The organism is Sulfurimonas sp., assembly GCF_029027405.1.
Classification (GTDB): Bacteria; Campylobacterota; Campylobacteria; order Campylobacterales; family Sulfurimonadaceae; genus Sulfurimonas.
The window spans coordinates 831,806-847,299 of record NZ_CP093396.1 but is presented as its reverse complement, the minus strand read 5'-3'; the positions used below and the strand labels follow the sequence as shown (position 1 = coordinate 847,299).

Sequence of the window (15,494 nt, the reverse complement as noted above, 5' to 3'; positions counted from 1 at the left end):
TCATCTAATAGTTGCTATTGCAAATAAAATCACAACAAACGGACTTAGTGCCGTGATAATAGACCACTTAATACGCCACCATCCTTTTTTGTTGTTGAATTCTTTGAAATATTTTTCCTTAACAAAAATCATATCTGTTATAAAAGCCAAGCTACCAGTAACCGTTAATACATAACCAAAGAAATCTTCAAATGTTGGGAAAAGTAGATTTCTTGTAATATTATAAAAACCTATATATAGAGTCATAACTACAGACATACTTATCCCTCCGCCAATTATTGTTGCTAAACTAAGTTTTGGGTTTTCTGTAAACTTCTTTGTTCTACTTTCTATCATTTCTGCAGGATCAGCAATGCCTCTTTTCGTATATTGATGACGAAAAAATGGAATATCTATAATTAAAAGTATGAGTTTTTTTAAAGGATATAATATTAAATCCATACCTTTAGACGTTTGTATAACGCCCCTATAAAAAAAGTAATATATTACATTATAAAAATATTCTATATTTTTCATTAATGTCCTTCTAAATGTTTATGTAGTGGGTAATCATTTATTATCGTACTACCTTTAGTCTCTTGAATTAACTCCACTCCCGCATCTCCAGCTTCTGAAAGTGCCCAACCTGCTATCCCACCGACTATAAGGGCAGCACCTAATACAGCTAAAATTGGTAATTCAAATGGAAGAGCCACTATTGCTAAGAAAACTACTTTAGATGTTACAGCTCCCCCAGCAAACCCTAAAACAGTACTTCCTATTTGTTGCTCTGTATATTGTCCGATTTTTTCTATTTTACTAGGGTTTTGGTTGTAATGTTTTTTTATTTCTACTGTGTCATGCTCATAAGCTGAGTTAATTTGATAGTATCCTACACCTAAACTTATCAAAAGTGTCCCTCTACTAATTCTTTGACTTACAGCCGACATCCCATAAGTCTTCACATACTGATTACCACCCCAACTATTACTATAATGTTTAAGATTTACCCCTTTAGTATTTGTTGTGGCAAATGTTCCATCAACATATTCCATACCCTTTGTCAGTCCACCAAGACCGTTATTAATATTACCCATTGAACTTACAATATTATCTAATGGTGCAGTAGCAATAAGTTCTCCTGTCATGCTATCCATAAATATTACATTCTCACCATCTTGTTTCACTTTCAATTTTGCATGAACTTTACCATTTTTAGGGTCTATTATTGTAGCCTCTTTTATATATGTTTGATAATGGTTAAGACCTATAGTATTTGTATCATCAGTTTCTAATGATTTATAGTAGTTATTTTTTGAAATCTTTGCTTTAAGTGCTAGTGGTTCTGTTATTATATTTCTTCCTATTTGTGGAGAAAATCTATTTATGAGTGTTTTAAACTCTTCATCACTTTTTACTCGTAACTCTACTTCTGTAGAAGAGTACCCTCTCTCATCAAATACAACATCAAAGCTCGTAACTTCTTGTCCATCTTTTAAAACTTTGAATGGTTTTTTATTAACAAGCACTTCTATTGTAGCTGTAGTATTACTTGTTCCATGTGCTATAACATCTACTTTAGCACCTAAAGGTACATTTGTCCCTTGAAGTTTTGAGCCTTGTACAGAAAAATATAAAGCTTTAATTTCATATTGTACGATTTTTACAGTATTACTTTTATACTCTTTATCTTTATGTTTCACTACTGCTTGTATATCTTGTATATCATTTATATCTATACTTAGCATTGTTGCTATTTCTTGCATAGTTAATGTTTTTTGAATCTCTTTGTTTTTAACATACTCTTCGAAGCTACATACTTTAGGTTCATTGATGTTTTTTAGCAAAGTAACTATATCTAGTTGTATTTCTATTCCTTCTCCAATATTTGCATTTGCTTTTATTATTATCTCTTCATCAGGTTTTACTACTTTAGCGAAGGCTTGTGTTGGTTTATCTATTGAAACATTTGTTATTTCACCTTCAAGTGTAGGTCTTACATAAGAGATGGTCTCTGCTGTGTTTTTTGGATACTCTCTTGGGTATACTTTTATATTTATCTCTACTAGTTTAGGTTCATCTTCTTTTTTTACTTTAAGTTTATGTTCTACGCTTAGGTCATCTTTTACTTTTTCTTCTATAGTTGTTACTTTACCTGAAGAGTCTTTTTCTTGTATCTCTACTTTTAAATCTTTTATCTCATCTTTTGTTGGGTTATCTATGTTTAGTTCAACACTATAGTTTATTTTAGTAGAGTGAGGTTCAACTATATTCTTACCTAAGACTTCTACTACATTTACTTGGCGTTTTAGTTCACTTAGTCCATAACCCTCTGTTTCATCTTCTGGGCTATTTACAAAGCAGTGTGCATGTCCGTAGTGTTGTATATTATCATCTTGTAGTTTTACTTTCATTATGAGAGCATCTATCTCTATCTCATCATCTGTTGGTGTGTTTGTTAATATATCTCTATCTTGCTTATCATTGTTTTTTATGAAGTACCATTTTAGTTGAGCTGTTTGTGTTGGGTTTAGTTCTGTGGTCTCACTCCATGTTCCATCTTCATATTTTTCTACTTTTGCTGTATATATAAGTTCTTGTGTAATCTTATCTTGTTTAGAGATTGATGTTTGCATTCCTATTACTCTTATCTTTTCATAGAGTGGTTTTTTCAAGTCTTCTATACTAACTGTTTTTGAGGTGACTCCTGCGTTTGCTGAGTTATCATCATAGTTTGATGTTTTAAAGTGTATACCTGAGCTATCTACTGTTAGAACATTTCCTCCAACTTTCAAGCTTATTCCCTTTGCTGAGTCTAGCTCTATAGTTTTTGCTGCTTGTTTTATGGTCTTTGCTTTTAGGGAGTATGCTTTTTTTACTTCTATAGCTAAGTTCTCTCCTACTTGTTGGTATTTACTACCTAGGTGTTTTTGTTGAGTATCTTTTTCTACAAAAGAGGTAGAGAAACCTTTTACTCTTTGTGTTAAATCTTTTTGAACAACATTAAATGAGTTATTATTAACAATAGAGTTTGAGTCTTTAAGTATATGTATCTCTTGGTCTTCTTTGATTGTTAGTATTTGCTCTTTTTCTATTGTCTTTATCTCATTACCTAGTATATTTACTTTCTTATCATTTCCTATTGTTTGGGTTGAATCGTTTTGTACGGTAAGTTCTAGGTCATTATCTATGATTGTTTTTTTATTGTTTGCTATATGTGTATTACTATTGTTTAGTACATTTAGTTCATAATCATTCTGTGCTCTTAGGCTTAGTAACTCTTCTCCTTGTTTATCTTCAAAGAGTAGTTCATTGTATCCCTCTTTATCTTCGTATTGGGGTGTTGTTTGGGTTTTTATAAATGACTTTGTTTTTTCTTTTGGCAGGTTAAATGGATGTCGGTTCTCTCCATTGTGCAAAGCTCCCGTTATTATTGGTCTATCTATATCTCCATTTATAAAGCTTACTATTACTTCAGAGTTAACTCTAGGTAAGAACTGTACGCCATAGCCATCTCCACTATAGATATTTGAGAGTGGTACATAAGCAGAGGTAGGTCTCTTTTCATCAAAGTGAAATATTACTTTTATCTCTCCTCTTTCGTTTACATCTATTTCATTTGCAAACTTTGAAGTATCTTTATCTGTATTTGAAACTATTGCTGTTTGTATAGAGTGGATTCGTGGTTTAGAAGTAATTACTTGTGGTCTATATATAACTTCACTTGGGATTGCTATGAACTCTACACTGTACTGTGCTTGTTGTTCATCATCTGCAACTTGAGCATACTCATCTAAGGCATTTGGAAATGTTGCTTTATACTTTACACTTAGAACAATTACTTGAGTATTCTTATGTCCTTTAATATCTTTTAGGTTTAGAACCACTCCATCATTAACACTTAATTCTTCTGAGTTTCCTAGAACTCTAATACCTTGTGAAAAACCTTGCTCTGCATCTATCTTTGCATAACGAGAGAGGTCTTTATACAGGGACTCATCTAGTTTATCAAGTCTATCACGGAGAGTCTCTTTTTTTATATCTGAGCGTAATTGGGATGTTACTTCATTATCAGCAAAAGTATGACTATGCATTACTTGTCCTGCTTGTATACTGAAGTCTAAGGAAGGCTTTTTATTTTCATAATAGTCTTGTGCTTGTGCTGATGTTGAAAATGTTTTAACTTTATTATATGTACATTCTATGATTTCTGTATTTAGTGGAGCATGTTCGTTTAGTTCACATAAGGTAACTGTGTATGGATTATTTGAAGATGCATCTATTAGAAGGATGTAACCTTCTTCTTCACACAACATTTTAATAAATTCAAAGTCACTTTGTTTATACTGCGTACAAGTATGACGCTTTGGTATAGTTTGAGTATCTATTTTTACATCAAGTTGAATATTTAGTAGTACTGAATATTTTGCAATGATAGATGAAATGATATCAGGTATATTCATCTCTTGATAAACTTCATATCTTTGGTTAAGTGAAAGATAGTGTAGAGGGGATACTATTTTTATTTGGTAAAGCTTTTTTCTTGCTACACTTCCATTCTCTTTAGCTTCAATGATTTTTCCATATATCTTTTTAGAGTTTAGTGGGCTTGTTTCATCTCTTAAGTGTAGCTCTGTTTCTGTATCTACTATATCCTCTACATTTATCTCTTCATCACTTATAAAGGTAAGTTTATATTCGTATCCAGTTAAGATTGAACTTTTACCTTCTAGTTCATATACGCTATAGGAGTCTCTTCCTTGCATCATAGTATCTGCTTGATTATATTCAGATAGTTTTAGTTGGGCTGAGATGCTTTTGTCAATTATAGAAAGTATATTTAAATTTGGTATGTGACCCATTTCTTATCATCTAGCAGTTGCTATTGCAAATAAAATCACAACAAATGGTAAAAGTGCTGTAATGATAGACCACTTAATACGCCACCATCCTTTTTTTTTGTTGAATTCTTTTATATACTTTTCATCTTTGTTATATATCTGAGAAAGAAAAACATCTGTTATAAAAGCTAAAGTAGCAGTAATCATCAATATATAACCAAAGGAATCTTCAAATATTGGGAAAAATAGATTTCTTATAATATTATAAATACCTATATATAGAAACATAACTACAGATATACTTATCCCTCCGCCAATTATTGTTCCTGCCCCAAGTTTTGGGTTTTCTGTAAATTTTCTTGTTCTTGCAATTGCTACCTCTAATGGGTCATCATCTTCATTAATCACATAATACTTACGAATTGAAGGCATTCTGTTTATAAAAAAGTAAAATACTTTTAATATAGGCATTGCTAGATAAATAATTCCATTAAACATCTTAATAGAACCTCTATAAAAAAAGTAATATATTACATTATAAAAATATTCTATATTTTTCATTAATGTCCTTCTAAATGTTTATGTAGTGGATAATCATTTATTATCGTACTACCTTTAGTCTCTTGAATTAACTCTACTCCCGCATCTCCAGCTTCTGATAATGCCCAACCAACTATTCCACCGACTACAACAAAAGTACCAACTGTTAACAACACCCCAGCAGTAACAGGAAGTGCGATAACAGCTATAATACTAGTTACTACTCCCCCTGCAAATCCTAAAACAGTACTTCCTATTTGTTGCTCTGTATGTTGTCCTATTTTTTCTATTTTACTAGGGTTTTGGTTGTAATGTTTTTTTATTTCTACTGTGTCATTCTCATAAGCTGAGTTAATTTGATAACCACCTATTACTACACTTAATACTAATGTACCTCTACCTATTCCTTTACTTACAGCCGACATCCCATAAGTCTTCACATACTGATTACCACCCCAACTATTACTATAATGTTTAAGATTTACCCCTTTAGTATTTGTTGTGGCAAATGTTCCATCAACATATTCCATACCCTTTGTCAGTCCACCAAGACCGTTATTAATATTACCCATTGAACTTACAATATTATCTAATGGTGCAGTAGCAATAAGTTCTCCTGTCATGCTATCCATAAATATTACATTCTCACCATCTTGTTTCACTTTCAATTTTGCATGAACTTTACCATTTTTAGGGTCTATTATTGTAGCCTCTTTTATATATGTTTGATAATGGTTAAGACCTATAGTATTTGTATCATCAGTTTCTAATGATTTATAGTAGTTATTTTTTGAAATCTTTGCTTTAAGTGCTAGTGGTTCTGTTATTATATTTCTTCCTATTTGTGGAGAAAATCTATTTATGAGTGTTTTAAACTCTTCATCACTTTTTACTCGTAACTCTACTTCTGTAGAAGAGTACCCTCTCTCATCAAATACAACATCAAAGCTCGTAACTTCTTGTCCATCTTTTAAAACTTTGAATGGTTTTTTATTAACAAGCACTTCTATTGTAGCTGTAGTATTACTTGTTCCATGTGCTATAACATCTACTTTAGCACCTAAAGGTACATTTGTCCCTTGAAGTTTTGAGCCTTGTACAGAAAAATATAAAGCTTTAATTTCATATTGTACGATTTTTACAGTATTACTTTTATACTCTTTATCTTTATGTTTCACTACTGCTTGTATATCTTGTATATCATTTATATCTATACTTAGCATTGTTGCTATTTCTTGCATAGTTAATGTTTTTTGAATCTCTTTGTTTTTAACATACTCTTCGAAGCTACATACTTTAGGTTCATTGATGTTTTTTAGCAAAGTGACTATATCTAGTTGTATTTGTGTTCCTTCTCCAATATTTGCATTTGCTTTTATTATTATCTCTTCATCAGGTTTTACTACTTTAGCGAAGGCTTGTGTTGGTTTATCTATTGAAACATTTGTTATTTCACCTTCAAGTGTAGGTCTTACATAAGAGATAGTCTCTGCTGTGTTTTTTGGATACTCTCTTGGGTATACTTTTATATTTATCTCTACGAGTTTAGGTTCATCTTCTTTTTTTGCTTTAAGTTTATGTTCTACGCTTAGGTCATCTTTTACTTTTTCTTCTATAGTTGTTACTTTACCTGAAGAGTCTTTTTCTTGTATCTCTACTTTTAAATCTTTTATCTCATCTTTTGTTGGGTTATCTATGTTTAGTTCAACACTATAGTTTATTTGAGTAGAGTGAGGTTCAACTATATTCTTACCTAAGACTTCTACTACATTTACTTGGCGTTTTAGTTCACTTAGTCCATAACCCTCTGTTTCATCTTCTGGGCTATTTACAAAGCAGTGTGCATGTCCGTAGTGTTGTATATTATCATCTTGTAGTTTTACTTTCATTATGAGAGCATCTATCTCTATCTCATCATCTGTTGGTGTGTTTGTTAATATATCTCTATCTTGCTTATCATTGTTTTTTATGAAGTACCATTTTAGTTGAGCTGTTTGTGTTGGGTTTAGTTCTGTGGTCTCACTCCATGTTCCATCTTCATATTTTTCTACTTTTGCTGTATATATAAGTTCTTGTGTAATCTTATCTTGTTTAGAGATTGATGTTTGCATTCCTATTACTCTTATCTTTTCATAGAGTGGTTTTTTCAAGTCTTCTATACTAACTGTTTTTGAAGTGACTCCTGCGTTTGCTGAGTTATCATCATAGTTTGATGTTTTAAAGTGTATACCTGAGCTATCTACTGTTAGAACATTTCCTCCAACTTTCAAGCTTATTCCCTTTGCTGAGTCTAGCTCTATAGTTTTTGCTGCTTGTTTTATGGTCTGTGCTTTTAGGGAGTATGCTTTTTTTACTTCTATAGCTAAGTTCTCTCCTACTTGTTGGTATTTACTACCTAGGTGTTTTTGTTGAGTATCTTTTTCTACAAAAGAGGTAGAGAAACCTTTTACTCTTTGTGTTAAATCTTTTTGAACAACATTAAATGAGTTATTATTAACAATAGAGTTTGAGTCTTTAAGTATATGTATCTCTTGGTCTTCTTTGATTGTTAGTATTTGCTCTTTTTCTATTGTCTTTATCTCATTACCTAGTATATTTACTTTCTTATCATTTCCTATTGTTTGGGTTGAATCGTTTTGGACAGAGAGTTCTAGGTCATTATCTATGATTGTTTTTTTATTGTTTGCTATATGTGTATTACTATTGTTTAGTACATTTAGTTCATAATCATTCTGTGCTCTTAGTCTTAGTAACTCTTCTCCTTGTTTATCTTCAAAGAGTAGTTCATTGTATCCCTCTTTATCTTCGTATTGGGGTGTTGTTTGGGTTTTTATAAATGACTTTGTTTTTTCTTTTGGCAGGTTAAATGGATGTCGGTTCTCTCCATTGTGCAAAGCTCCCGTTATTATTGGTCTATCTATATCTCCATTTATAAAGCTTACTATTACTTCAGAGTTAACTCTAGGTAAGAACTGTACGCCGTAGCCATCTCCACTATAAATATTTGAGAGTGGTACATAAGCAGAGGTAGGTCTCTTTTCATCAAAGTGAAATATTACTTTTATCTCTCCTCTTTCGTTTACATCTATTTCATTTGCAAACTTTTGAGTATCTTTATCTGTATTTGAAACTATTGCTGTTTGTATAGAGTGGATTCGTGGTTTGGAGGTAATTACTTGGGGTCTATATATAACATCACTTGGGATTGCTATGAACTCTACACTGTACTGTGCTTGTTTTTCATCATCTGCAACTTGGGCATACTCATCTAAGGCATTTGGAAATGTTGCTTTATACTTTACACTTAGAACAATTACCTGAGTATTTTTATGTCCTTTAATATCTTTTAGGTTTAGAACTACTCCATCTTTAACACTTAATTCTTCTGAGTTTCCTAGAACTCTAATACCTTGTGAGAATCCTTGTTCTGCATCTATCTTTGCATAACGAGAGAGGTCTTTATACAGAGACTCATCTAGTTTATCAAGTCTATCACGGAGAGTCTCTTTTTTTATATCTGAGCGTAATTGGGATGTTACTTCATTATCAGCAAAAGTATGACTATGCATTACTTGTCCTGCTTGTATATTGAAGTCTAAAGAAGGCTTTTTATTTTCATAATAGTCTTGTGCTTGTGCTGATGTTGAAAATGTTTTAACTTTATTATATGTACATTCTATGATTTCTGTATTTAGTGGAGCATGTTCGTTTAGTTCACATAGGGTAACTGTGTATGGATTATTTGAAGATGCATCTATTAGAAGGATGTAACCTTCTTCTTCACACAACATTTTAATAAATTCAAAATCACTTTGTTTATACTGTGTACAAGTATGACGCTTTGGTATAGTTTGAGTATCTATTTTTACATCAAGTTGAATATTTAGTAGTACTGAATATTTTGCAATGATAGATGAAATGATATCAGGTACATTCATCTCTTGATAAACTTCATATCTTTGGTTAAGTGAAAGATAGTGTAGAGGTGATACTATTTTTATTTGGTAAAGCTTTTTTCTTGCTACACTTCCATTCTCTTTAGCTTCAATGATTTTTCCATATATCTTTTTAGAGTTTAGTGGGCTTGTTTCATCTCTTAAGTGTAGTTCTGTCTCTGTATCTACTATATCCTCTACATTTATCTCTTCATCACTTATAAAGGTAAGTTTATATTCGTATCCAGTTAAGATTGAACTTTTACCTTCTAGTTCATATACGCTATAGGAGTCTCTTCCTTGCATCATAGTATCTGCTTGATTATATTCAGGTAGTTTTAGTTGGGCTGAGATTGTTTTATGGAGTTTGGTTTTTTGGTTTAGAGTGTTATTTAAGTAAATGAGTTTAGACATATTTTAGCTTACTTTATTCTCTCTAAAACAACTTTTGGAATTTTCCTATCTTTACCTTTTTCTTTCATCTGTTTTATATATGTACTGTAGGCTTGTTTAGCTTTTTCTTTGTTTTTTAAACCCCAATAAGCATCTCCTAGATTTATGTATGCTACTGTTCTGTTTGGGTATTTTTTTAAGATTTTTTCTAGGAGGTAGATTGCTTCTGGATAGGCTTTTGCTTTTTCTAGGTAGTAGGCAATGTTGTTGTATGCTATAAGATTTTTTTTCGAAAGTTCATATTTTAATAAAGTATCATTAATTACTTTTTTTGTGTAAAAACTACTGTTTTTACTTTTTAGTTTATTTTCAATTTCTTTTGGTGTTAAATCACTAGGTTTAGCTTCAATCATTGATAAATCAATAAAGGCAAATCCATTCGACATGATAGGTTTCATAAAAACATGTGATGAACTTAATATCATACCTTTGTTAGATACCAGCATTAAATTATCAAAAATAAAAGAATCATTCTTAAAATATCCAATACTTTTTTCAATAAGATTTTCACTATTAATAATAGAATCAATATTAGCTGATTTTAATAAAGTTTTTTTAGATTTAACTCTGTATCCTAACCAATTCGGTCTGATATTTCCTTGTTTATCTGTTTTTATAGTAATCTCAAAACATGTCGCTACATCAAGGAAATATATAGAATTTTTTTTATATATTGGAATATAGCATTGCTTCTTGCTTTGTCCATAATATTCATATAGTATAGATAACCCAACCCCTTCAAGGTTTTGAATGGAATAATTATAAGTCATAGCTTCATCTAACTTTATATTATCAGATATTAAAATACCTGATAAACTTTCTATCCCTTTATTTGTTAATTTAATATCATAACTAGAATATAAATTACTTACTAAAGATATAAAAACTATTATGACTTTGATAATTTTAAACATTTTTCAAACTCCTCTGCATATTTTTTTATTACATTTGCATTATCTGTACCGTTAATAATTCTTCTAGCATTGTAATAGTCAGATGATGTTTCCGTAAAATACATTGATAATTTTTTACCAGTAAACTTACCGTCTCTCATTCCAATTATCATGATTTTAAACGATGTATCCCAATCAAGTGCTTTTTCAGGGTGTGCAACCAAATCAATATTTAACAATGTTTTAAATTTTTGATAATTATTTTTTCCAGTAATTTGAACAAATCCCCTGCCCTTATATTTAACTCCATCTCCTTCAACTGTGTTACCTAACTGAAGAGCAATACTTTTACGTGAAGTACTCTTCCCTAAAATAGGATCATACATCTTTGCTGCATAGGTATCTCCACCGAGTTCACTTATTGGTTCAAATAAGGTTCCAGTTAGATAATTATATGTTTCCAGTTTTGCTGTTGCCAACATATAAGATATCTCTGCTAAAGAGCATTTGTTTGAACTAGTATAAAACTTTAAGATAGCAGTAATCAATTTTTTTAATGATAATTTTGAAGTTGTTCTTAGTGTTCGTTTTAGATAAGTTTTATTAGAACTATCCCAAATTTTATGAATTTCGGAATATTTTTCAATGAAAGTATCAATATCTATCTTGCATTTACTTACATACCCCCACCCCTCAACCAAAGCCTCATCCAAAGCAAGTAGTGTGTTCTTTCCTACTACTCCGTCAGCTTTACTTTGATTGTATTGATGAGTGTTATGTGTTGCTTTATAGTTCTCTTGGAAAGTCATTACTGCTTGTTCTCCATCATTTCCTAACTTAGCATCTATGCCATCACTACCTATATCTATTTTCATCTTTTGAAGAGCTTCTTGTATAAGTTTTACTTCATTACCTTTAGAACCTTTTTTAAATACTATCTTTTGTATATCTTCTACTATATCATTTAAAACTTTATCTTCTTTGTAGAGTTTTGATTTTAGGGTTCTTTGTATACTTGTTTTATTACTTTTATACTCTTTATCTTTATGTTTCACTACTGCTTGTATATCTTGTATATCATTTATATCTATACTTAGCATTGTTGCTATTTCTTGCATAGTTAATGTTTTTTGAATCTCTGTGTTTTTAACATACTCTTCGAAGCTACATACTTTAGGTTCATTGATGTTTTTTAGCAAAGTGACTATATCTAGTTGTATTTGTGTTCCTTCTCCAATATTTGCATTTGCTTTTATTATTATCTCTTCATCAGGTTTTACTACTTTAGCGAAGGCTTGTGTTGGTTTATCTATTGAAACATTTGTTATTTCACCTTCAAGTGTAGGTCTTACATAAGAGATAGTCTCTCCTGTGTTTTTTGGATACTCTCTTGGGTATACTTTTATATTTATCTCTACTAGTTTAGGTTCATCTTCTTTTTTTGCTTTAAGTTTATGTTCTACTGTAAGGTCATCTTTTACTTTTTCTTCTATAGTTGTTACTTTACCTGAAGAGTCTTTTTCTTGTATCTCTACTTTTAAATCTTTTATCTCATCTTTTGTTGGGTTATCTATGTTTAGTTCAACACTATAGTTTATTTGAGTAGAGTGAGGTTCAACTATATTCTTACCTAAGACTTCTACTACATTTACTTGGCGTTTTAGTTCACTTAGTCCATAACCCTCTGTTTCATCTTCTGGGCTATTTACAAAGCAGTGTGCATGTCCGTAGTGTTGTATATTATCATCTTGTAGTTTTACTTTCATTATGAGAGCATCTATCTCTATCTCATCATCTGTTGGTGTGTTTGTTAATATATCTCTATCTTGCTTATCATTGTTTTTTATGAAGTACCATTTTAGTTGAGCTGTTTGTGTTGGGTTTAGTTCTGTGGTCTCACTCCATGTTCCATCTTCATATTTTTCTACTTTTGCTGTATATATAAGTTCTTGTGTAATCTTATCTTGTTTAGAGATTGATGTTTGCATTCCTATTACTCTTATCTTTTCATAGAGTGGTTTTTTCAAGTCTTCTATACTAACTGTTTTTGAGGTGACTCCTGCGTTTGCTGAGTTATCATCATAGTTTGATGTTTTAAAGTGTATACCTGAGCTATCTACTGTTAGAACATTCCCTCCAACTTTCAAGCTTATTCCCTTTGCTGAGTCTAGCTCTATAGTTTTTGCTGCTTGTTTTATGGTCTGTGCTTTTAGGGAGTATGCTTTTTTTACTTCTATAGCTAAGTTCTCTCCTACTTGTTGGTATTTACTACCTAGGTGTTTTTGTTGAGTATCTTTTTCTACAAAAGAGGTAGAGAAACCTTTTACTCTTTGTATTAAGTCTTTTTGAACAACATTAAATGAGTTATTATTAATAATAGAGTTTGAGTCTTTAAGTATATGTATCTCTTGGTCTTCTTTGATTGTTAGTATCTGCTCTTTTTCTATTGTCTTTATCTCATTACCTAGTATATTTACTTTCTTATCATTTCCTATTGTTTGGGTTGAATCGTTTTGGACAGTGAGTTCTAGGTCATTATCTATGATTGTTTTTTTATTGTTTGCTATATGTGTATTACTATTGTTTAGTACATTTAGTTCATAATCATTCTGTGCTCTTAGGCTTAGTAACTCTTCTCCTTGTTTATCTTCAAAGAGTAGTTCATTATATCCCTCTTTATCTTCGTATTGGGGTGTTGTTTGGGTTTTTATAAATGACTTTGTTTTTTCTTTTGGCAGGTTAAATGGATGTCGGTTCTCTCCATTGTGCAAAGCTCCCGTTATTATTGGTCTATCTATATCTCCATTTATAAAGCTTACTATTACTTCAGAGTTAACTCTAGGTAAGAACTGTACTCCATAGCCATCTCCACTATAAATATTTGAGAGTGGTACATAAGCAGAGGTAGGTCTCTTTTCATCAAAGTGAAATATTACTTTTATCTCTCCTCTTTCGTTTACATCTATTTCATTTGCAAACTTTTGAGTATCTTTATCTGTATTTGAAACTATTGCTGTTTGTATAGAGTGGATTCGTGGTTTGGAGGTAATTACTTCTGGTCTATATATAACATCACTTGGGATTGCTATAAACTCTACACTGTACTGTGCTTGTTGTTCATCATCTGCAACTTGAGCATACTCATCTAAGGCATTTGGAAATGTTGCTTTATACTTTACACTTAGAACAATTACCTGAGTATTCTTATGTCCTTTAATATCTTTTAGGTTTAGAACCACTCCATCTTTAACACTTAACTCTTCTGAGTTTCCTAGAACTCTAATACCTTGTGAAAAACCTTGTTCTGCATCTATCTTTGCATAACGAGAGAGGTCTTTATATAGAGACTCATCTAGTTTATCAAGTCTATCACGGAGAGTCTCTTTTTTTATATCTGAGCGTAATTGGGATGTTACTTCATTATCAGCAAAAGTATGACTATGCATTACTTGTCCTGCTTGTATACTGAAGTCTAAGGAAGGCTTTTTATTTTCATAATAGTCTTGTGCTTGTGCTGATGTTGAAAATGTTTTAACTTTATTATATGTACATTCTATGATTTCTGTATTTAGTGGAGCATGTTCGTTTAGTTCACATAAGGTAACTGTGTATGGATTATTTGAAGATGCATCTATTAGAAGGATGTAACCTTCTTCTTCACACAACATTTTAATAAATTCAAAGTCACTTTGTTTATACTGCGTACAAGTATGACGCTTTGGTATAGTTTGAGTATCTATTTTTACATCAAGTTGAATATTTAGTAGTACTGAATATTTTGCAATGATAGATGAAATGATATCAGGTATATTCATCTCTTGATAAACTTCATATCTTTGGTTAAGTGAAAGATAGTGTAGAGGGGATACTATTTTTATTTGGTAAAGCTTTTTTCTTGCTACACTTCCATTCTCTTTAGCTTCAATGATTTTTCCATATATCTTTTTAGAGTTTAGTGGGCTTGTTTCATCTCTTAAGTGTAGCTCTGTTTCTGTATCTACTATATCCTCTACATTTATCTCTTCATCACTTATGAAGGTAAGTTTATATTCGTATCCAGTTAAGATTGAACTTTTACCTTCTAGTTCATATACGCTATAGGAGTCTCTTCCTTGCATCATAGAATCTGCTTGATTATATTCAGATAGTTTTAGTTGGGCTGAGATTCGTTGGTGGATTTTACTGTTCATGGGAGATGCTAGTTGTGACATTTTCTACCTTTTAAAGATACTTAGATACTTAATAAACTTTGGTATGAAAAGTACTAAAATATACTTTTCACACTAAAACTTATTTTCCGGGTTTCCCCGAAATAAAGTATAGGGGCTTACGCACCTACACCTACTCTCCAGTCATCTTCTCCAGATGTACTAGCAGTTTCATGTCTCCAAGAAATCTTTCTGTAAGAAAAAGATACTACTTCAAGAGGCATAACTTGAGCCGCTGATGCACTCTCTTGAGATTCCATTGATGCATCCATATTAGTTATTACAGCATCTTCAAGAGTCATACTGTAGTAATGCTCAGGTTTACCTGCATATGAAGTTCTATACCATTTAAGTTCTACTTTCTTTAAAGTCTCACCTTTAGTTAGTGCATTATAAAGAAGTGGTGAACTCTTATCAATTAGTTTAGTAACAATCAATGGGTTATGAGTTCTTTGACCTGTTGGCTGACCTGTAGTCGTATTGCGTGGGATGTTGATGTTGTGAGTAAATGCTTTTACTATCGCCTCATCTTCATGACCATTCTGATAAATATTACCTACTGATTCTGGTGTTGTTGCACCTTCTGTTATATTACCTTGTGTGCTACCCTCGATTGACATAAAAACTGGATTATCCATTTAATTT

7 protein-coding genes are annotated in these 15,494 nt (G+C 31.4%); all 7 read right to left on the bottom strand.

The genetic code is table 11. The features are described from left to right. A complete protein-coding gene (locus MOV42_RS04000; RefSeq protein ID WP_324172508.1) occupies window positions 1-441 on the bottom strand; it encodes a hypothetical protein in 441 nt (146 codons plus the stop codon). A 74-nt stretch (window positions 442-515) separates the two neighbouring features. Next, window positions 516-4,841, bottom strand: a complete 4,326-nt coding sequence (locus MOV42_RS03995) for a type VI secretion system Vgr family protein (RefSeq protein WP_324172507.1) — start codon at window positions 4,839-4,841, stop codon at window positions 516-518. Between the two features lie 6 nt (window positions 4,842-4,847). Next, window positions 4,848-5,381, bottom strand: coding sequence for a hypothetical protein (locus MOV42_RS03990; RefSeq protein ID WP_324172506.1), 534 nt, complete (start codon window positions 5,379-5,381; stop codon window positions 4,848-4,850). Beyond that, entirely contained in the window at window positions 5,381-9,709 is a 4,329-nt protein-coding gene (locus MOV42_RS03985) for a type VI secretion system Vgr family protein (RefSeq protein WP_324172505.1), read from the bottom strand. The genes MOV42_RS03990 and MOV42_RS03985 overlap by 1 nt, the downstream gene beginning before the upstream one ends. An 8-nt stretch (window positions 9,710-9,717) precedes the next feature. Continuing rightward, window positions 9,718-10,662 carry a tetratricopeptide repeat protein gene (locus MOV42_RS03980; protein ID WP_324172504.1) on the bottom strand — a complete coding sequence of 315 codons (945 nt, stop codon included), beginning with the start codon at window positions 10,660-10,662 and terminating at the stop codon, window positions 9,718-9,720. Beyond that, window positions 10,638-14,852 carry a type VI secretion system tip protein TssI/VgrG gene (gene tssI / locus MOV42_RS03975; RefSeq protein ID WP_324172503.1) on the bottom strand — a complete coding sequence of 1,405 codons (4,215 nt, stop codon included), beginning with the start codon at window positions 14,850-14,852 and terminating at the stop codon, window positions 10,638-10,640. Before tssI ends, MOV42_RS03980 begins: the two co-directional genes overlap by 25 nt. 116 nt (window positions 14,853-14,968) lie before the next feature. After that, entirely contained in the window at window positions 14,969-15,487 is a 519-nt protein-coding gene (locus MOV42_RS03970) for an Hcp family type VI secretion system effector (RefSeq protein ID WP_324172502.1), read from the bottom strand. Between the last annotated feature and the right edge of the window lie 7 nt (window positions 15,488-15,494).